Below are 19,523 nucleotides of genomic sequence, written 5' to 3'. Positions count from 1 at the left end.
CTGCAAAGGGCAGACTTTCCATGGCATTAAAGAGAAAGCCAGCGCCTTGAGGCGTCGCCAAGTAGAGCGGGCTTAGAGCCCGCATCCCGAGCCACCCGTTTAACGGGTGGCGGCGACTTCATAGGCTAGAGTGTCAAAAGATATGCCTGTAAAATACGATAGCGCACTTTGAACAAATATTCCTAAGCGTCCAAGGTCTGAAATACCAATCGGCGTACATTTTCATGCGCAATATATCAATATTCTTTCAAAAACATACCTTTTAGACATCCCAATCTCCATAAGAATGCGCTCCTATGAATTTAAAAAGCTCCGCAGGGATCACACCGCAGCGAAAAAGAAGATGCCGCTAACGGGGCCCGCCGCAGACGGAGAGTTTCGCAGGCGAAACCCTGTATTCACGGGTTGCATAGCCCCTGCCTATTGCTTTGGATGTTCCCGACAGAGGAATGAACTGTGCGCAACGTTAAACCACCCGCTAAACGGATACGCGACGATAGTCATACAAAAAAACATCTTTCTGATCTAATAGAGGTGTTCAGACCACTATTAGAAAAGGAAATGTGATTTCAAGGCAAAGCAGACGAATCCGCTTACACAAACGAAGTGGACGTACAAATATCAAAACATATTCAGCTAGAGACGAAAATTTGTCTATAATTAATTGAAAACAGATCTTCAAGGAGCTACAAAACAGACCTGCAAAGATCAGCAAGATATATGAAAACAGCTGTGCAACTACAACCATCCGACCATGGAACTCGGCCTTATACACAGTAGGGAAAAGAGGGACGCGGCGGGGGGATTCGGGGATGGGCCGCAAACATCGGGGGGACAAACCGCTTGAGGACGGACCTTAGAATGGGTTACGCAGAAGAGGGCGAAACCTCGCAGGACCCGGGACACTGTTTGAGCCGTACTATGGCGAGTTTGTCCCGGGTCCTGCTAATCGGAGGTTTCGTCCTCTTCGGAGTTACCCATTCTTAGGTCCGTCCGAAGCGGTTTGTCCCCCCGATGTTTGCGGCCCATCCCCGAATCCCCCCGCCGCGTCCCTCTTTTCCCGGCCCCTTGCAATACATCCCCCAAATCTCATTCATAAAGGAATTCTTAATTTTTCCTAAGGATTGTTAAATTTTTGTTGCATGCGGTTGTTATTTGAAAGCTTTTACATTATAATGAACAAGTAATTTGGACAGCAAAAGTGTGAGGGTTAGAAAATGAGCAGAAGAAGAAAAAAGAGCGGCGGTGTTTTCTCAGGTTTTGTGGCTGCTGTTCTGAGTCTGGTGGTATTTATATGCTTGACAGGCCTGATCGGGGTCATTTCCATGGAACAGATCGCAAGTCAGAAGAATGTCAAGACGGTAGTAAAAGAGCTTAATCTGAAGGAACTGGCCGGCGCCAAGATGGGGGAGGCGCAGAAATATCTGGTTTTATTCGGGCTTCCCGATGATACCATGGATCAGATACTGGAATCAGACGCTGTCAGTGGATTTATCTCGGATTATGCTGCGGATTGTATGAATTACATCGTTCTGGGCAAAGATGCAGGTGCGGTTACAGCGGATGAACTATCCAAAGTGTTCGGGGAAGGGCTTGACGAGGTAGCGCAGAAAAATGGGCTGAACATTAGCCAGGAGGCGCGTTCTGCTCTGATGTTTGTAGTAGAGCAGGCTTCTGATTATGTAGTGGCGGTGATACCGACGCCGCAGCAGGTGGCGGGGAATATAAGCCCATCCACTCTGAATTTGATACATACGTTGTTCGCGCCAATGACGAAGGTGCTGCTGATCGTGCTGATCGTCTGCATGCTGTTCCTGACCGGTCTGGTACGACGGAGCATGTCACAGTGTATGTTATGGGCTGGAATCGCGGCTTTACCCGCTGGATTGATCTATCTGTTCCTCGGCACGGTAGGACGCGGGGCGCTGGCGGAGACGCTGGCCGGTAACGGAGCCCTGGGCAGTATGGTGGAGGCTGCGGGAAACGGGATTTTCGCCGGCTTTGTGAAATGGGGCGGCATCGCTGCCGGAGCGGCAGTTGTATTGTTTATTTTGTATGGCGTTGTAAAACACAGAACAGATGATTAGTTCTTAAGTACAGCCGGCTGTTTAAAGCGCAAAAAATCAAAAGACAGAAAGGGTGGGAAAGAAAAGTGTTGGGACATACGTTTATGGGTGTGGATGTATACTATGTAGTGCATTGGTTTTTTATTTACAGCATACTGGGATGGACGATTGAATCTATCTATATGTCATTTTGTAACAAGAAACTTACCAACCGTGGTTTTATCCGGGGCCCGATTTGCCCGATTTATGGTGTGGGAGCACTGACGGTGTATTTTGTACTGAGGCCGTTTGCAGGTAACTATCTGGAACTATTTGTATTTGGGTCGTTGATGGCTACGGCGATTGAGTTCTGTACGGCTAAGATAATGATCCGGGTATTCGGAGGAGTCTGGTGGGACTATAATGAGAAACCTTTTAATTATCAGGGGATTATCTGCCTGGAGAGTTCGATTGTATGGGGGCTATATTCGGTGTTTGAGTTCTGGTTCCTTCAGAGCTTTGTGGAGCGGATTGTGGATTCCTATCCGGTCATGTTTGGAAGAATCCTTGGAATCGGCCTGATCAGCTATTATCTGTTCGCATTCTGCACGAAGATCTATCATAACAGGAAAGAAAGCCAGGATGAAGGCAGCGGCGGAATCTTTTATATATCGTGAGACAACTTGCCGCATAAAAACAAATTGACAGATAATATAAAAAATAATCAAAAATAGTGTTGACAATTTGGACAAAACCTCCTATAATAAAAACATCAAAAGAAATCAAGAAAGAGAGGTACGGGCCACCAAAAACTTAAGCTTTTTATTCAAAGTCTAAGCAAAGGAGGTACAGACCACCGAGAACGTAAGGTTAGACATCAGATTTCTAATAAGGAAGGTATAGTCCAATGGACGAAGTGAATTAAAGAGGGAGTGTCTAAGAAGAAGTTAGATGCTCCCTTTTTTGTGCGCAAAAAAGCCCCGGAAGAACATCCCCTGCGGTAATGGGTTAAAACTTTATCTTATTAAAGAAAATGGATGTTTGTATACAGAAATAGGTTGACAAACAATATCAAAAATAGTATGATTACAAACAAGCTGAAGGCTTCTTACCATAGGAGTCTTCATCGTTTTTGGCCTTTTTCCAGGCACAATCTTTTACACATTTTAAGGAGGAGAACTTTATGAAAAAGAAACTGGTTTCACTTATGTTAGTTTCTGTAATGGCTCTGTCTTTAGTGGCCTGCGGCTCTAAAGAAGAAGGCAGCACGCCGGCAGAAGACAGCAAACCTGCGGCAGATGACGCGGCAGCCGATGCTTCTGACGCGGATGCGGATGCCGATGCAGCGCCCGCAGCCGGAGAGAATACATTTGTAATCGGAGGTTTAGGGCCCCTGACCGGTTCCGCTGCTTCCTATGGTAATTCCGTTAAGCAGGGTGCTGAGATCGCGATCAAAGAGATCAACGATGCAGGCGGCGTAAAAGTAGGAGATACTACATATCAGTTCGCATTAAACTTTAAAGATGACGAGGCGAGTGAGGAAACTGTAGTTCCCGCTTACCAGTCCCTGATGGATGACGGAATCAACGCACTGCTTGGTACAGTTACCAGCGGCGCTGGCCTGGCGATCACAGATCTGACCTACCAGGATGGAATCCTTCAGATCACCCCTTCCGGTTCCGCGATCGCTTGTATTGAAAATGACAACGCGTTCCGTATCTGCTTTACAGACCCGCTGCAGGGCCAGGCTATGGCGGACTTCATGATCGACAAAAAAGGACTGAAGAAAATCGCAGTAATCTACAATACCTCGGACGAATACAGCACAGGTATTAAAGATAAATTCGAAGAAGTAGTAGCGGAAAAAGGCGGCGAGATTGTAGCCAGCGAAGCGTTCCAGACGAATGATGTAGACTTCTCCGCACAGCTGACCAAGATTAAGGCTACAGACGCGGAAGCTATCTTCGTACCGGCATACTACAACGATGCAGCTTATATCACCGCACAGGCTAATGACATGGGAATGAGTCTTCCCTTCTTCGGCAGTGACGGATGGGACGGAGTCCTGGCGGCTGTTACAGATCCTGCCTTTGTAGAAGGAGCTATTTTCTTAAGTCCGTTCCTGGCCAGTGATGACAGCGCGAAAGCGTTCACGACTGCTTATGAGGCTGCTTACAGTGCAACGCCTGACCAGTTCGCAGCAGATGGTTACGACGCCGTATATGTAATGAAAGCGGCTATGGAAAAAGCTGGTTCCATTGAGAATGCAGATCTGATCGCTGCAATGGACGGCCTGACTGTAGACGGACTGACCGGAGCCATGACCTTCGATAAGAGCGGTGAACCGAATAAGGGTGCAAAATTCATCGAAATTAAAGAAGGACAGTACGCTTATACAGCAGATTAATGAATGAGGACAGGGCGTCATCTATATGACGCCCTTTTTCCAGTTGTTGATAAGAACAAAGGATTCGGTTGATACATATTTTGCAAGAGAGCTTGAAAGATATGTATCAATCGAAATATGAGAGGTGAGAGGATGCTGACAAATATCATAGAACAGTTGCTCAACGGCTTGAGGACGGGCAGTATCTATGCGTTGATCGCTTTGGGCTATACGATGGTTTACGGAATTGCGAAAATGATCAATTTTGCTCACGGCGACATCATTATGGTAGGAGCTTATGCTCTGTATGTGGCCATCATTAATATGCAGCTGCCGGCGATTCCGGCTGTACTGCTGACCTGCGTTACCTGTGCGGTCCTGGGTGTGGGGATAGAGAAGGTAGCTTACAAACCTCTGCGGAAGGCACCGCCTCTGGCCGTGTTGATTACGGCGATCGGTGTCAGCTATTTCCTGCAGAGCGCTTCCCTGTTGATTTTCGGAGCGACCCCGATTCCGTTCAAGTCCATTATCGATGTGCCGGCCATCAAGCTTGGCAGTGTTACGGTTTCCGGTCTGACGATCGTAACCCTTTTGGTCACTACAGTCTGTATGGTCGCACTCACTTTGTTTATCAATAAGACAAAAGCGGGGAGCGCTATGAGGGCAGTCTCAGAAGATAAAGGCGCGGCATCGCTGATGGGGATCAATGTAAACAGAACGATCTCCATGACCTTTGCGATCGGCTCTTTTCTGGCGGCTGTCGCAGGTATCCTGTACATATGCCAGTATCAGTCCTTGCGGCCCACGCTTGGCGCCCTGCCCGGTATCAAAGCGTTCGTGGCAGCCGTTCTGGGAGGGATCGGCAGTGTGCCCGGAGCGATGATCGGCGGTATCCTGCTGGGCATTATTGAAAGTATCTCCAAAGCCTATATTTCTACGGAACTCGCGGATGCAATCGTATTTGGCGTGCTGGTTGTGGTGCTGCTGGTGAAGCCTTCCGGCCTCATGGGCAAAAACAGTACAGAGAAAGTGTAGGTGGGGACCGTGAAAAAGAAATTAAGCAAAGGATTTATTCTGGAGATTGTATTTATCATAGCTTCCTATATTCTGCTTACGATACTGATGAAGAGCGGAATTTTAAACCGTCAGTATACGGCGCTGATCGTTCCCATCGGAGTTAACATAATGCTGGCGGTATCCCTGAATCTGGTTACCGGGTTTCTGGGAGAGTTATCCCTGGGGCATGCCTGTTTTATGTCCATTGGCGCCTATACAGGAGCTCTGATTTCCACGTCCATGGAACTGCCGTCCTATGCGGAATTCTTCCTGGCGCTGATCGCAGGCGGTGTGATGGCGGCCGTGTTCGGTTTCCTGATCGGAGTACCGGTATTAAGACTGCACGGGGATTATCTGGCTATCGTAACACTGGCTTTTGGTGAGATTGTAAAATCCATCCTGAATGCGCTGCCGTTTACCAACGGCTCCAAGGGCCTCTCCAAGATACCCATGTACTCCAACTACCAGCATTATACACTGGTATTTATCCTGGTCATACTGACCATTGTCATCATTACGAATCTGGTAAAATCACGGCATGGACGGGCGATCTGTTCCCTGCGGGATAATTATATCGCATCGGAGTCCATCGGCATACCGGTGAGCCGTTTTAAAGTGCTGGCGTTTGTCATCGGCGCGTTTTTCGCAGGGATTGCCGGCGTGGTTTATGCTCATAACGTGGGTATTATCAAGCCTACGACATTTGATTACAACAAATCCATTGAGATCCTGGTTATCGTGGTTCTTGGCGGTATGGGAAGCATCAAGGGATCGATTATCGCTGCGGTGATTCTGACTGTGCTCCCGGAAATGCTGCGGGGAGCGGACGATTACCGGATGCTGCTGTATTCCATCGTGTTGATTGTTATGATGCTCTTTAATAATTCGGAAGTTAAAGAACGGCTGATGGAGATGAAGCTGTTCAAGCGTCACCAAAAGGAGGTTGATTAAAATGGCTTTATTGGAAGTCAATGGTTTGGGGATCTCTTTTGGCGGCCTTCGGGCGGTGGATGATTTTACGATCAGCATTAAAAAAGGGATGCTATACGGGCTGATCGGCCCGAACGGTGCGGGGAAAACTACGGTGTTCAATATGCTGACCGGTGTGTACCGGCCGAACAATGGAACCATTAAGCTGGATGGAGAAAATCTGGTGGGGAAAAACCCGGCGCAGATCTGCCAGACCGGTGTGGCCAGAACATTCCAGAATATCCGGCTGTTTAAGAAAATGTCGGTGCTGGATAATGTGAAGGTGGCGCTGCACAATGAGACGAAATATTCCCTGTGGACATCTATGTTCCGGCTTCCGGGATACTTTAAGAAGGAAAAAGAGATGGACCGGAGGGCTTTGGATATCCTTGCCGTATTCGGTCTGGACGCGCAGGCGGGAGTTTTAGCATCGAACCTTCCCTATGGACAGCAGAGGAAGTTAGAGATCGCCCGGGCGCTTGCCACGAATCCAAAGCTGCTTTTGCTGGATGAACCGGCTGCCGGTATGAATCCCAACGAAACAGCGGAGCTGATGGAGACGATCAAGCTGGTTCGTGATAAATTCGATGTAACGATCCTGCTGATTGAGCATGACATGAAGCTGGTGGCGGGAATCTGTGAATATTTGACGGTCTTGAATTTCGGCACGGAGCTGGCCAGCGGCACACCGGACGTGGTATTGCATGATCCGGCCGTTGTGACGGCATATCTGGGCGAGTAGGAGGTGGATGACATGGCGATGTTAAAAGTTACGGATCTGAAGGTATATTATGGTGTCATCCAGGCGATCAAAGGAATCTCATTCGAGGTAAACCAGGGCGAGGTGATCGCGCTGATCGGGGCCAATGGAGCCGGTAAGACGACAATCCTGCACACAGTAACCGGCCTGATCCCGCCGAAGACCGGTAAGATTGAGTTTGAAGGCAAAGATATTACGAAACTGCAGGGACATAAAATCGTATCTCTGGGCATGGCCCATGTGCCGGAGGGGCGGCGTGTGTTCGCGTCACTGACGGTTTTGGAGAATTTAAGGCTGGGGGCCTATACGAGAAAGAATAAAGAGGAGATCAGTTCTTCCCTGGAAATGGTATATAAGCGTTTTCCGCGGCTGGAGGAGAGAAAAAGCCAGCTGGCGGGCACTCTGTCCGGAGGGGAGCAGCAGATGCTGGCCATGGGACGGGCACTGATGTCCAAGCCCAGGATTCTGTTGATGGATGAGCCTTCTATGGGATTGTCCCCCATCTATGTAAATGAAATCTTTGATATTATCAAGCAGGTCAGCGCCGAGGGAACAACGGTACTTCTTGTGGAGCAGAATGCGAAAAAGGCGTTGGATATCGCTGACCGGGCTTATGTTCTGGAAACCGGCAATATTGCGCTGGAAGGAAAAGCTTCCGACCTGATGAATAATGAATCGGTGAAAAAAGCGTATCTGGGAGAGTAGGGGGGAATTATCATGAGTCATATGATTATTGCAATTGCACGGCAGTACGGCAGCGGCGGTAAGACCATCGGCCATATGCTGGCAGAGGACCTGGGTATTCCCTGCTATGACAGGGAGATTATGAAAATGGCTTCCGAAGACAGCGGAATCAGCGAGCAGCTGTTCGCCCAGGCGGACGAGAAGCTGCGCAATTCCCAGCTTTTTAAAATGGCCAGCACCGTATACAAAGGAGAGCTGATCGGGCCGGAGAGCGATGAGTTTGTATCCAATGATAACCTGTTTAACTATCAGGCGAAGATTTTAAAAGAACTGGCGCAGACGGAAGATTTCGTTGTGATCGGGCGTGCGGCGGACTTTGTGCTGAGGGATGAACCGGGACTGACCCGTGTGTTCGTTCATGCGCCCCATGATTATTGTATGGCCAGGGCCATGGAGCGAAACAGCATGACCGAGAAAGAGATGGAGCGGTTTATCCAGAAAACCGACAAGCACCGGGCGGAATACTACAAGTATTACACCGGAAGCGAGTGGGAAGATGTAAATAATTATGATCTGTGTCTGAACAGCAGCCGGCTGGGTTTTGAGGGCTGCGTGGAGGCGATTAAGTCCTATATCCAGATCCGGAAGAAATACGGGGATGAGAGCGGGATCTGTTCTTATTGATGCGAAGCGGTTTGAATAAAATGAGGCTGTAGTGCAGTAGCGGGCTGTGCTATGGCCTTTTTTTGCGAATGGGGACGGAGGCGTGGAGGGCGCCTGCGGACGGTACATACAGCAGAAAACAGTTCATCCAACGCCTCCATGTCGTGTTACGTCAAAATTTATGACATAATTTTTCCCTATCTCTATTACATTAGTAGTAGAAAATAAAACAGGGGAGAATTACATGAAACGTATTCTGACTTTCATTTTAACCGTCGGACTGTGTTTATCTTTGTTCCCGGTGGTACCTGTATATGCGGAAGAGACACCTGAACAGCAGGAAGGTCAGGAAGTACAGGGAGGACTGGATCTGGCGGCTCCTTCGGCAATTCTGATGGAAGCTTCCACCGGACAGGTGATTTACGAAAAGAACAGTACCGAAAGGCTCAGACCTGCCAGTATCACAAAGATTATGACACTGATCCTGACCTTTGACGCCCTGGCGGAGGGGAAAATACATCTTCAGGATGAGGTTACCACCAGCGCCTATGCGAAATCCATGGGAGGATCACAGGTATTCCTGGAAGAAGGGGAAAAACAGACGGTAGAGACATTGATCAAATGTATTGTGGTGGCGTCAGGAAATGACGCTTCCGTAGCCATGGCCGAGTTTATAGCGGGCAGCGAACCGGAATTCATCGGCATGATGAATGCCAGGGCGCAGGGATTGGGTATGGAGCAGACTCATTTTGAGGACTGCTGCGGCCTGACTGAGTCGGATACACATCTGACATCAGCCAGAGACGTAGCCATCATGTCCCGGGAACTTATCACCAAATACCCGGAAATACATAAGTATTCTTCGATCTGGATGGAGGACATCACCCATGTAACCAACCAGGGCACCTCCCAATTCACACTGTCGAACACCAACAAACTGGTGCGCCAGTACGACGGCTGCAACGGCCTGAAGACAGGCAGTACGAGTCTGGCAAAGTACTGTGTCTCAGCCACTGCGATGCGTAATGGGGTCCAGCTGATCGCAGTCGTTATGGCAGCCCCGGATTTCAAGGTGCGGTTCCAGGATGCGTCAAAAATGCTGGATTTCGGGTTCGCAAAAGCCAGAACATATGAAGACTTAAATCAGGACCCGCTGCCCAATGTGGCGGTAAAAAAAGGTGTGGAGAATGAAGTGGGAATCGCCTACGCAGGTGAATTCCACTACCTGGACTTAAACGGCGCGGACTTAAGCGGTGTAACCAAAGAGATCCGTGTGGAGCCCGAGACCGAAGCTCCGGTAGCTAAGGACGGCATCGCCGGCCAGGCCGTTTACCTGCTGAACGGCCAGGAAATCGGAAAAGTGGAAATCAAGTTTGTCCAGGATGTAGCAAAAGCGACGTTTAAGGATTACCTGGGGAGAGCTTTCAAGGTACTTTTGCTGTAGCGGTTCCACCTTTCGTTCGGGAAAGGCTTTCGGGCGGTCTTTCTCAGGAGCGTCCTGCATATCGTTTCCGGTATTCCTGCGGCGTACGCCCGAAGTATTCACGGAAGGTTTTTCCGAAATAGCTGCTGGTGCAGAAACCATTGAGCATCCCCACGTTTACGACCGATTCGTCAGTCTCCCGGAGCATGGCCGCGGCCTGCAGAATGCGGTATTGGATGACGTATTCCATCGGCGACATCTGTAGGTTCTTTTTAAAGCAGCGGGTACATTCCCGTTTGCTGAGGCAGGCGACGGAGGCGATATCCTCCAGCATAATCTTTTCTGTGTAATGGGTGTGGATAAACTGCAGCATATCCCGGATTCGCTCATTGTCCGCCAGGGCCCGGGGCTGTTTGCTGAAGATCAGTTCCTCATTTTCCAGATAGAGCGTTTTCCAGATTTCCGTAAAGTATTCCCTCAGCTTGAATTCGTAGAACAAATCCTCACCCTTAGCCACATGATAAGCCTTTTTCAGGAGCGCCTGCACTAGCCGGTGCTCCTTTGTATTTTGGTCGAAACGGTAAAACTCCAGGGTATGGCAGTTCAGAACCGGTTTCAGATATTTCTGCTCAAAGACGCTGTTGAGAAAGCCGCCCAGGAACAGCGTGCTGAATTTGTGGGCGGTAAAGATTACGTCGTTGGAGGAATCCAGGGAAGTTTCCGTGTGTAATACATTCGAATTGACAAAGCCGCCGGTACCTTCCGAAACCGCGTAGCGGTTATTGTTGGTGGTATACACCAGAGTCCCTTTTAAAATGTAGAAAAACTCCACCTCTTCATGCCAGTGCCAGGGCACGGTGTGTCCGATATAATTTTTCATATTACAGTAATGGACGCTGTAGGGAAACTCCGGCGTCATTCCTTCGATCATTTCCTGGCGGTTATTGCTCAGGCGTATTTCGTTGATTATCATGTTCGGCCTCATCCTTTTCTTGGGTTATTTGTTCTGTTTATTTCTTTTGTGTCATTTGTACAGATAGAACATGAGTTTTGACTGATAATATTCTGAAATGTCAAAAATGGCTCGATTATTATATGAAAAGTCCAAAATATTATATTAAAACGGCAAAAACATCTTTATAATTATATTATAATCAAATGTGGAAATCAACCGGTTGAGAAGAAAGTTGTGTTAAGAAAGTTGTGTTGAGAAGAAAGTTGACGATAATGTGAAGCGATGAGCGAAAAGGAAAGAAGGGATTGGGGAAAGGGTTCAGCAGGAACGTTCTGAGTCAGAAAGGAGGAGGTTATGGAAGAGTTATTAAAGGCCAGCCATATTTCTAAGTTTTTTCCCGGAGTCAAGGCCCTGCAGGATGTAAATATTACCGTAAACAGCGGCGAAATATTGGGGCTGCTGGGCGAAAACGGAGCCGGAAAATCGACGCTGTTAAATGTCTTAAGCGGCATCTACCAGCCGGACGAGGGGGAAATCCGGGTGCGGGGACAGTCTGTTAAGATGCAGGGAGTAAATGACGCGTTTGAGCTGGGAATCGCTATCGTGCATCAGGAGCTGAAACTGCACAGCAATATGAGTGTGGCGGAAAATATTTATATGGGGCGGCTTCCGAAGAACCGGCTGGGAACCGTACAGTACAAAAAACTTTATCAGCAGGTGGAAGAACTGTTAAGCGCCTACGGCCTGAAGTTAAACCCGCACAGAGAAGTCCGGCTTTTGTCCATCGCGGAGCAGCAGCTGACGGAGATCGCCAAGGTCCTGTCCTATAACGCCAAGGTGATCCTTATGGATGAACCCACATCGTCGCTGACAACGGAGGAGACACAGAATCTGTTTCGCACCATGGATGTGCTGAAAAAGAAAGGCGTGGGCATCGTTTTTATTTCCCACAAGCTGGAAGAGATCGCGGAATGCTGTGACCGGGTCCAGGTGCTGCGGGATGGACAGGACATGGGAGATAAACCGGTAAAGGATGTATCGGAAAATGAGCTGATCCGGATGATGGTCGGCAGGGAGATCTCCCAGAGATTCCCGGTCAAGACCAATAGCCCGGGAGAGCCGCTTCTGGAAGTCAGAAATCTGACCAGGGGAAAGTATGTAAAAGATGTGAGCTTCACTGTGAGACGCGGCGAGGTGTTCGGGATCGCGGGGCTTGTGGGAGCGGGCAGAAGTGAATTGGTACGTCTGATTTTCGGAGCGGATAAAAAAGACGGCGGGGAGATCCTCATGAATGGGCAGAAGGTAGACATCAAAAGTCCCAGGGATGCGATCCGAAGCGGCATCTATCTGGTACCGGAGGACCGGAAAAAACAGGGACTGATTCTGTCCCAGGATGTGGAGAACAATACGGTGCTGTCTATGATTTATAAAATACGCAAGGCCTTTGGTTATATTGACACCCAGAAGGAAAAAGGGATGGCCGATGAACAAATCGAAGCCTTACATATCAAATGTACCGGAAAAGAGCAGATCACGGGAACCCTGTCCGGAGGTAATCAGCAAAAGGTGGTAATCGGAAAGTGTATGCTGACCAACCCGGAAGTGATGATTCTGGACGACCCGACCAGAGGCATTGATATTGGAACAAAGGCGGAGATCTATGAACTGATCAATGAGGTGACAAATTCCGGACGCTCGGTGATTCTGATTTCATCCGAGATGCCGGAAGTGATTAAAATGAGTGACCGGGTGGCGGTGATGCATGAAGGCAGGATCACAGGAATCCTGGATCACGAAGAACTTACCCAGGAACAGGTGATCAAGTACGCCATCGGAGGTTGAGTACCGGTATACCTATATGTGCAAAAAAACGCACGCATGGAGGAACGGTTGAACAAAAAGCGTTCACCCATACCTATATGTGCAAAAAAAAATGCACGCTTGGAGGAAAATTATGAAGAAATCAACAGATGCTGTCATAGCACAGAATAAGCATAATCCAGTAGCGGGATTCCTTTCTCAAAACATTATTCTGGCCGCTCTGGTAGTCATGTGCCTGATACTGACGATATGTACCCCCAGATTTCTGACGGTAAAGAATATCATGAATATTCTGATGCAGTCCACCACCATGGGGATGGCCGCTGTGGGTATGACTTATGTGGTGATTACAGGTGGAATCGATCTGTCGGTGGGATCTGTCCTGGCACTGTGTGCCGCACTGGGGGCGGCTGCCATGAAAAACGGGGCACCGGTGGTGATCGGCGTTCTGATTATGCTGTCCGTGTCAACCGTCTTTGGGTTCATACAGGGAATCCTGATCAGCAGGCTCAAGGTTCCGGCTTTTATCGTAACACTGGCCGGAATGTCCATTGGACGGGGATTTACATTGGTATTCACACAGGGCAAGACCATCTCCGGCATACCGAAGAGTTATCAGCTGATCGGAAATGGTTATATCGCAGGGGTTATCCCGATCGCTGTACTGATCATGTTTTTGGTATACCTGATCGCCTTCTATGTCCTGAAATTTACGACCTTTGGACGCGGGATCTATGCGCTGGGCGGTAACCGGGAAGCCACGGAATTGTCCGGGATTCACACGAAGCGGATCGAAATGTGCGTCTACGGGGTCAGTGGGTTTACAGCGGGACTGGCCGCTATGATACTGACGGCCCGGCTGGGAACGGCCGTATCCACAGCGGGAGACTGTCTGGAGATGGATGCCATCGGAGCTGCCGTAATCGGAGGCGCCAGTCTGGCGGGCGGCCGCGGAACGATGAAAGGGACACTGGCAGGAGTGCTGATCTTAAGTGTTCTGAATAACGGTATGAATCTTTTGAATGTGAATACATTCTATACCGGGGTGGTACGGGGTGTCGTGATCCTGATTGCGGTACTTCTGGATACTCTGAAAAATAGAAGTGAGTTAACTTAATTCATGGCTGATAGAATCGGCAGATAGGAATCGTGCGGTAAATAACCTGCCATCTTCCCAAATTAGCGGAGCCTTAATTACCATTATACCAATATAAGTAAGGTAAACATTACATAATGGCGGATGATGTCTTGCTTGCAATGAAAAACTCTACACGGTAAGGAATGAAAAAAGATAAAAAGCAAGTAAAAATGGAATAGCGAAAATAACCCAAAAACAGGCAGGTCTGTTACCAGTTCCTATGTAAAGATTTTATTTCGATAAGCAAATACAATTGTCAAGGAAGGTATTGGAGCAATCCGAAGAAGGAGGTAGCAGTATGAAAAGAAGTTTTAGAAAAGTATTGGCAGTTCTCGTATGTATGTCCATGGTTATGGCAGCGTTAAGCGCCTGTGGAGCACAGAAAGAGGAACCGGCGGCATCCGGGGGGACAGCCGGCAGTACGTCATCTGGTGAGACCAAAACAGCAGAACCGGCAGCTTCACCGGACGCAGATTCCGCAGGGGATCAGGCACCGGCGGCAGGGGACATAACGATCGGTACCAGTATTTCAACGCTCACCAACGAATTCTTTGTAGCCATGAAACTGGGTCTGGAAGAAGCTGCCGAGGCAAATGGAGTGAAACTTGTGGAGACCAATGCGGACAATGATACGGCGAAACAGACATCCCAGATCGAAGATCTGATTTCCCAGGGAGCCAATGCCATTATCTGCAATCCCATTGACAGCGACGCCATCGTTACCGCGCAGCAGAAAACGATAGATGCCGGAATCCCTTTGATCTACGCGGACCGCGGGTCCACCAGTGACGGATACACCGCATTCCTGGCTACAGATAATGTGGCCATGGGCGCCATCGCCGCCGATAAGATCGCGGAGTTCCTGACGGATAAATACGGTGAGCCCAAAGGCAAAGTGGTAGAGATCGAAGGTCTGGCCGGCGCATCGGCTACCAGAGACCGTGGAGAAGGCTTTCATAAGCAGCTGGAAGAAAAATATCCGGATATCGAAGTCGTGGCACAGCAGGCTGGCGATTTTAACCAGGAGACATCCCTGAACGTTATGCAGAATATCATCCAGGCACAGCCGGAATTCGATGCCGTATACGGACACAATGACGACTGCACCCTTGGTGCCCTCAAAGCAATTGAAGGAGCAGGCCTTTTAAAACCCGCCGGTGACAAAGAACACATCTATATCGTTGGTATTGACGGCGTGGCCGACGCTCTGGAAGCGATCCGCCAGGGAAGCATTGACGTAACCATATCACAGGATCCCATCGGTATGGGGAAAAAGGCAATCGAGCTGGCGATTCAGGCAGTCAACGGAGAAACGGTCGAGAAGGATCAGATCCAGGGTCACTATGTAATCGACTCCACCAACGTGGACGATGAGACCAACTGGGCAAATGCTGTAAAATAAGTAGAGGATACTTACCGTGTAGAGCATGTACACATACCGCAAGCCACTGCGGTATGTGTACACAACAATTAATTGTGGGGGTAAAATGTGCAAAAACGCACAAATGGAGGAACGGTTGAACAAAAAATCAGTTCACCCATACCTATATGTGCAAAATAACGCACAAATGGAGGAAAATATGCTGAAAAATATTCCGGAAGTAATTCCGCCAGAACTGATGCTGGCACTGATGCAAATGGGACACGGAGATGAAATCGTCATCGGGGACATCAATTTTCCTTCCTATACAATGTCCAAACGCTGTGTATACACAAAAGGAATCAGAGCCACTGAAATCCTGGAAGCGGTCTTAAAGCTGATGCCGTTGGATGTCTTTGTTCCAGACCCGGTCAATGTGATGACCCCCGGAGAATTATATGAGGGGATACCTCCGATCTGGGGCGACTACGACCGGATCATCCGGGCCAACGACTTTTGCGGGGCATATAAGGGAATGAAACAGATGGAACGCTTCGAGTTCTACGAAAGAGCAAAGAATAGTTTTGTGACAGTACAAACCAGTGAGGACGCGCTTTACGCGTGTATGATTCTGAAAAAAGGCGTGATTGGAGAATTCACAGGAAAATAAAAGCAAACAAAAAGTTGAGGAGGACTATAATATGGCAAGTAAGATAAAGTACAGTGCAATTATCGGATCGTTGGGACAGACTTCAGACAGGTTTATGAAATGCGGATATAAAGACCCAAAAGTAGATCAGGTAGAATTCCCGGATGTCATCAAAAGTCTGGAGCAGATGCAGGTATTGTCCGGGGCGGATCTCTATCAGGCGCCCAGCGGTCCCTACGCGGATCCTGAAGTGGTAAATGAGATTCTAACCGGGTCGAATCTGGTAGCATCCTCTGTTCTTCCTCAGGTCTTCGGTGAGCGCAAATATCAGAAGGGGTCCATAGCTGCTGCCGACCCGGCAGTGCGCAAAGAAGCCATGGATCTGTGCAAACAGAACATTGACTTCAACGCCAGACTGGTAGGCAGTCCCAGTGTCAATCTGTGGCTGGGACAGGACGGTTTTGACTATCCCCTTCAGACAGACTATACGAAACAGTGGGATTATCTGATCGGAAATGTCCGCGAACTGGCTGACTACAACCCGGACATCAAACTGACCCTGGAAGGTAAAATCAGAGAGCCCAGGAACCGCTGCCTGATCGACACCACCATGACCGCCTTATTAGTCTGTATGGAAGTGGACCGCCCCAACGTAGGCGTAGCTATCGACACAGGCCATGTTTTCCAGGCCCAGCAAAGTGTTGCCCAGAACATCGAGGTGGCCGCACGCTATCACAAACTGTTTATGATCCATGCCAACGACAATTATAACCTGTGGGATGACGACATGATGGTGGGCGCCCTGCGTCTGACCGAGTTCATCGAGATGTTCTACGCCCTGCGTAAAGCGGATTATGACGGTTTCATTTCCGTAGACATCTTCCCTTACCGCGAGAACCAGTACGAGGCTACCCGCCAAAGTGTCCTGAACATGCAGAAATATGACGAAGCCATAGACCGGATCGGATTCGAACGGTTAGGCGGGCTGATCGATGAAGGCAATCCCTGTGAGATGACGAAGGTGATTCGGGAGAACCTGTTTCAGTAAGTTTTGCCGGCGGTACCCCCCGAATAATACCCGCGTTATCTCACAAAATAAGGCACATCAGGAAGGCCCGGAGCTGGCCCCGGAAGCAGGGCCAGGGACCAGGCCCCTGGGGGTGAGGGTCAGGGGTTTATAGTTATTCCATCCAGGGTGCCGTGTAAGGGAGTGATCTTATATTCCAGAGCACCCTGGCTGTCGCGGTATTGGGTATAGAGTCCCCAGGACTGGCCGTTGGAGTAGAAGCAGGTGAAGGAATCAGGGGTGACTTTTGGCTGGAAGGAAAGCGTTTTGCGGGGCAGGTCGTATTCGTAGCCGGACAGAGCGATCAGCAGGCCCCAGGCGGCCATGGAACGGGCGTAGTGATTGCCGCATTCCTGCTCGTTGTAAGGACTTCGGCGGCTTCCGTCGTACCGGCGGCGGATGGCGTGGATAATGTCCATGGCTTCGGGGAGATAACCTTCATAGATCAGATGGACGGCTACCTGGTATTCAATGCCGGTCCAGACCTCGTCACTGTAGACAAAGGGCTGTTTGGGCCGGCCGCCGTCGGGCCAGGAACAGAGAATGAGGCCGCCTTCATCGGGATAGGCATAGGCGCGCTGGACGCTCTCATGATCTCTTAACAGGGGCTTGAAGTTATGCCGGTATATGGAATGAACGGCTTTCCGGACGTGTTCGCGCGGCAGAACGTAGCCCAGTCCGTAGAGATGGGCGAATTCCTGTCCTAATAGCTGATCAGCCAGACAGCCTTTTCCGTATTGGTATTTGTAGCGGTTCAGATCCTCGGGCGGGATGCTCTGCTCGTAGTAGGAGCCGTTGAAGAGAAGGGTGTCCATCCTGGCGGAGCCAGCTTCCAGGATGTCAGACCAGCGCCTGGACAGGTCACCCTGACCCAGGTATTCTGCCATCTGGGAGCAGGCTTTTAAGGCTGCGTAGAGAATGGAGTTGGTCAGGGAGTTCAGACCGTAGAATTCGATGTCGTAAGTGTTGTGCTGCTTACTTTCCAGTACGAAGTCGCCGTCCTGATCCCAGGTTTCCAGGGAGTAGTCCATGGCCAGGACTACTTTGTCCCAAACTTCACGCAGGAAGGCATCGTCGCCGGTAAGCTTCCATTCCCGGTATACTCTTAAGATACTGCCCAACTGACCGTCGGTGGCGGGAAGCATATCCCATTTGCAGCCGTCCAGCAGCCGCTTGGCGCGAAAGGCCATGCAGCCGGTCTCGTCAGTCTCTTCCAGCAGCTCGGTTTTGCGGGCGCTGATCTCCAGCTCGGGGAACAGAAACGCCAGCGCCTGAGCATAGTTCCAGACGTGGGTGCAGGTCCCTGCGCAGCTTCCGGCGTGCTCGAAGCAGCCCTCCCACCCGAAGAATCTGCCGTCGGCGATCCGAAAGCAGGTGTTGGAACGCAGCACGGTGATGGCGGATACCAGGGATTCGATGATATCCGCGTCCAGAGTCGTGCTGTAGAGCGCGTTGGCAAAGTTACGGCTCTCCCGCTCCAGGAGAGCTTCGTTATGGTAAAGATAGCGGGTGACATCCCGGGCGTCGGTCCAAAGTGTGCTGTAGTAGTTCCGGAAGACCCGGTCATGCGCGGACTTCTCCTGGGGAGTACAGTGGCCGTCGGGCCACCAGCCGTACCGGTTCGGAAAATACCACGACACATAGAAGAGAAATTCGGTACTCTCTCCCGGAAGCAGTGTCCTCGACACACAGACAGAGCCGATCTGGCGCGGCGTAGCGGTAGCTACCACATTAGAACCCACCGCCTCGGAGGATACGTCGGGGGATAGCAATCCATCGGCGGAGAAGTCCTGCCAGAATTCCTCCGCGCCGTCCCACCAGCCTCCGTCCTGCCATCGGGGCTTACTTGTGACGTCGGAATCCGGGGTAGCTAAGGAGAGGGAACCATAATTTATGGCAAGGGGAGAAAGTCCCCGATTGATGAATTGGATGCCGGTGAGGGCGCCTTCCTGATACGGTTCATTGACCGGTTCTCCGTCCAGATAGAGCCTGTCATATCCGTCATAGGAGCTAAATCCGGTGAAGTTGTACATCGTGCCGCAGACGGATACCCGGGCGGTCTGATCGGAGAGATTCCCGATCTTATATTTGCAGGAAAATCCGGGGATGCCGGAATTCACGGCGTCCAGCGGTATGAACGGGGTGTATGCCTCCAGCGTGACGGTGAGAGGAAGCTCCTCCCGCTGGAAATAATAGCGGTAATAGGGATAAGTGGTCTCGATGGTGCAGGAGTCCATCCGGGGCAGGCCGTAAAGTTCACCGGAGGGACGGCCCAGGGCTTTTTCACTTAAGTCCCTGGGTGCTGCCTCCAGCACAAAGGCGCGTCCCTTTTCCCCGCCGAAGCTGCTGTAGAGGGAAAAGAAGGTGTAGGGAATCTTCAGACCCTTGTCCGGATGGTTCATCATCTCAAAATCGCACATCCGTCCATCGGCGTCAAGGGAGATATTGCCGGTACCAATGCCGCCTAGTACAGCGCGGAACGCCTGATTTTTATTGGTATATAATTTCGTGTTCTTTTGTATAGTCTTTTCTGAAAATAATTCCATGT

16 protein-coding genes are annotated in these 19,523 nt (G+C 49.9%); 14 read left to right on the top strand and 2 right to left on the bottom strand.

Annotated features, from left to right (window positions below; all coding sequences use genetic code 11):
• Nucleotides 1–1,217 precede the first annotated feature (1,217 nt).
• The 9 genes from ABC831_RS24380 (at nt 1,218) to ABC831_RS24340 (ending at nt 10,007) form a co-directional block, all read left to right on the top strand.
• Nucleotides 1,218–2,087: a hypothetical protein gene (locus ABC831_RS24380; protein WP_343250677.1), complete on the top strand. Its 870-nt coding sequence runs from the start codon at nt 1,218–1,220 to the stop codon at nt 2,085–2,087.
• A 65-nt stretch (nt 2,088–2,152) separates the two neighbouring features.
• Complete coding sequence (locus ABC831_RS24375) at nt 2,153–2,722, top strand: putative ABC transporter permease (RefSeq protein ID WP_425524625.1); 570 nt, start codon at nt 2,153–2,155, stop codon at nt 2,720–2,722.
• Between the two features lie 506 nt (nt 2,723–3,228).
• Nucleotides 3,229–4,452: an ABC transporter substrate-binding protein gene (locus tag ABC831_RS24370; RefSeq protein ID WP_343250675.1), complete on the top strand. Its 1,224-nt coding sequence runs from the start codon at nt 3,229–3,231 to the stop codon at nt 4,450–4,452.
• 132 nt (nt 4,453–4,584) lie between these two features.
• Nucleotides 4,585–5,466 (top strand): branched-chain amino acid ABC transporter permease, encoded by an 882-nt coding sequence (locus ABC831_RS24365; RefSeq protein WP_343250674.1) that lies wholly within the window; start codon nt 4,585–4,587, stop codon nt 5,464–5,466.
• Nucleotides 5,467–5,475: 9 nt separating this feature from the next.
• Nucleotides 5,476–6,438, top strand: a complete 963-nt coding sequence (locus tag ABC831_RS24360; RefSeq protein WP_343250673.1) for a branched-chain amino acid ABC transporter permease — start codon at nt 5,476–5,478, stop codon at nt 6,436–6,438.
• A 1-nt stretch (nt 6,439) separates the two neighbouring features.
• A complete protein-coding gene (locus tag ABC831_RS24355) occupies nt 6,440–7,198 on the top strand; it encodes an ABC transporter ATP-binding protein (RefSeq protein WP_343250672.1) in 759 nt (252 codons plus the stop codon).
• Between the two features lie 12 nt (nt 7,199–7,210).
• A complete protein-coding gene (locus tag ABC831_RS24350) occupies nt 7,211–7,921 on the top strand; it encodes an ABC transporter ATP-binding protein (RefSeq protein ID WP_343250671.1) in 711 nt (236 codons plus the stop codon).
• A gap of 12 nt (nt 7,922–7,933) precedes the next feature.
• Nucleotides 7,934–8,584: a cytidylate kinase-like family protein gene (locus tag ABC831_RS24345; RefSeq protein WP_343250670.1), complete on the top strand. Its 651-nt coding sequence runs from the start codon at nt 7,934–7,936 to the stop codon at nt 8,582–8,584.
• Nucleotides 8,585–8,807: 223 nt separating this feature from the next.
• Entirely contained in the window at nt 8,808–10,007 is a 1,200-nt protein-coding gene (locus tag ABC831_RS24340; protein WP_343250669.1) for a D-alanyl-D-alanine carboxypeptidase family protein, read from the top strand.
• Nucleotides 10,008–10,050: 43 nt separating this feature from the next.
• Here the strand turns inward: ABC831_RS24340 and ABC831_RS24335 are convergent, their stop codons facing one another.
• Nucleotides 10,051–10,959 carry a helix-turn-helix domain-containing protein gene (locus tag ABC831_RS24335; RefSeq protein ID WP_343250668.1) on the bottom strand — a complete coding sequence of 303 codons (909 nt, stop codon included), beginning with the start codon at nt 10,957–10,959 and terminating at the stop codon, nt 10,051–10,053.
• 336 nt (nt 10,960–11,295) lie between these two features.
• On the opposite strand from ABC831_RS24335, the gene ABC831_RS24330 reads away from it, so the two are divergent.
• The 5 genes from ABC831_RS24330 (at nt 11,296) to ABC831_RS24310 (ending at nt 16,957) form a co-directional block, all read left to right on the top strand.
• Nucleotides 11,296–12,783 carry a sugar ABC transporter ATP-binding protein gene (locus tag ABC831_RS24330; protein ID WP_343250667.1) on the top strand — a complete coding sequence of 496 codons (1,488 nt, stop codon included), beginning with the start codon at nt 11,296–11,298 and terminating at the stop codon, nt 12,781–12,783.
• A gap of 112 nt (nt 12,784–12,895) precedes the next feature.
• Nucleotides 12,896–13,879, top strand: coding sequence for an ABC transporter permease (locus tag ABC831_RS24325; RefSeq protein WP_343250666.1), 984 nt, complete (start codon nt 12,896–12,898; stop codon nt 13,877–13,879).
• A gap of 319 nt (nt 13,880–14,198) precedes the next feature.
• The gene (locus tag ABC831_RS24320; protein ID WP_343250665.1) at nt 14,199–15,302 is read left to right on the top strand and encodes a substrate-binding domain-containing protein; all 1,104 of its coding nucleotides are present in this window, start codon (nt 14,199–14,201) and stop codon (nt 15,300–15,302) included.
• Nucleotides 15,303–15,480: 178 nt separating this feature from the next.
• Nucleotides 15,481–15,930, top strand: a complete 450-nt coding sequence (locus ABC831_RS24315) for an RbsD/FucU family protein (RefSeq protein WP_343250664.1) — start codon at nt 15,481–15,483, stop codon at nt 15,928–15,930.
• 31 nt (nt 15,931–15,961) lie between these two features.
• Nucleotides 15,962–16,957, top strand: coding sequence for a sugar phosphate isomerase/epimerase family protein (locus tag ABC831_RS24310; protein WP_343250663.1), 996 nt, complete (start codon nt 15,962–15,964; stop codon nt 16,955–16,957).
• Nucleotides 16,958–17,076: 119 nt separating this feature from the next.
• Here ABC831_RS24310 and ABC831_RS24305 read toward each other — a convergent pair whose 3' ends face one another.
• Complete coding sequence (locus ABC831_RS24305; protein ID WP_343250662.1) at nt 17,077–19,521, bottom strand: GH116 family glycosyl hydrolase; 2,445 nt, start codon at nt 19,519–19,521, stop codon at nt 17,077–17,079.
• Nucleotides 19,522–19,523 lie beyond the last annotated feature (2 nt).

The organism is Diplocloster hominis (assembly GCF_032380655.1).
Classification (GTDB): domain Bacteria; phylum Bacillota; class Clostridia; order Lachnospirales; family Lachnospiraceae; genus Diplocloster; species Diplocloster hominis.
Note: the sequence above shows the minus strand (reverse complement) of the source record. Positions and strands in the feature narration are given on the sequence as shown.

Coding starts and splice junctions, on each gene's coding strand:
- ABC831_RS24355 (WP_343250672.1), top strand. CDS start 6,440: ATGGCTTTATTGGAAGTCAATGGTTTGGGGATCTCTTTTGGCGGCCTT.
- ABC831_RS24315 (WP_343250664.1), top strand. CDS start 15,481: ATGCTGAAAAATATTCCGGAAGTAATTCCGCCAGAACTGATGCTGGCA.
- ABC831_RS24345 (WP_343250670.1), top strand. CDS start 7,934: ATGAGTCATATGATTATTGCAATTGCACGGCAGTACGGCAGCGGCGGT.
- ABC831_RS24330 (WP_343250667.1), top strand. CDS start 11,296: ATGGAAGAGTTATTAAAGGCCAGCCATATTTCTAAGTTTTTTCCCGGA.
- ABC831_RS24340 (WP_343250669.1), top strand. CDS start 8,808: ATGAAACGTATTCTGACTTTCATTTTAACCGTCGGACTGTGTTTATCT.
- ABC831_RS24365 (WP_343250674.1), top strand. CDS start 4,585: ATGCTGACAAATATCATAGAACAGTTGCTCAACGGCTTGAGGACGGGC.
- ABC831_RS24370 (WP_343250675.1), top strand. CDS start 3,229: ATGAAAAAGAAACTGGTTTCACTTATGTTAGTTTCTGTAATGGCTCTG.
- ABC831_RS24305 (WP_343250662.1), bottom strand. CDS start 19,521: ATGGAATTATTTTCAGAAAAGACTATACAAAAGAACACGAAATTATAT.
- ABC831_RS24320 (WP_343250665.1), top strand. CDS start 14,199: ATGAAAAGAAGTTTTAGAAAAGTATTGGCAGTTCTCGTATGTATGTCC.
- ABC831_RS24310 (WP_343250663.1), top strand. CDS start 15,962: ATGGCAAGTAAGATAAAGTACAGTGCAATTATCGGATCGTTGGGACAG.
- ABC831_RS24350 (WP_343250671.1), top strand. CDS start 7,211: ATGGCGATGTTAAAAGTTACGGATCTGAAGGTATATTATGGTGTCATC.
- ABC831_RS24380 (WP_343250677.1), top strand. CDS start 1,218: ATGAGCAGAAGAAGAAAAAAGAGCGGCGGTGTTTTCTCAGGTTTTGTG.
- ABC831_RS24335 (WP_343250668.1), bottom strand. CDS start 10,959: ATGATAATCAACGAAATACGCCTGAGCAATAACCGCCAGGAAATGATC.
- ABC831_RS24325 (WP_343250666.1), top strand. CDS start 12,896: ATGAAGAAATCAACAGATGCTGTCATAGCACAGAATAAGCATAATCCA.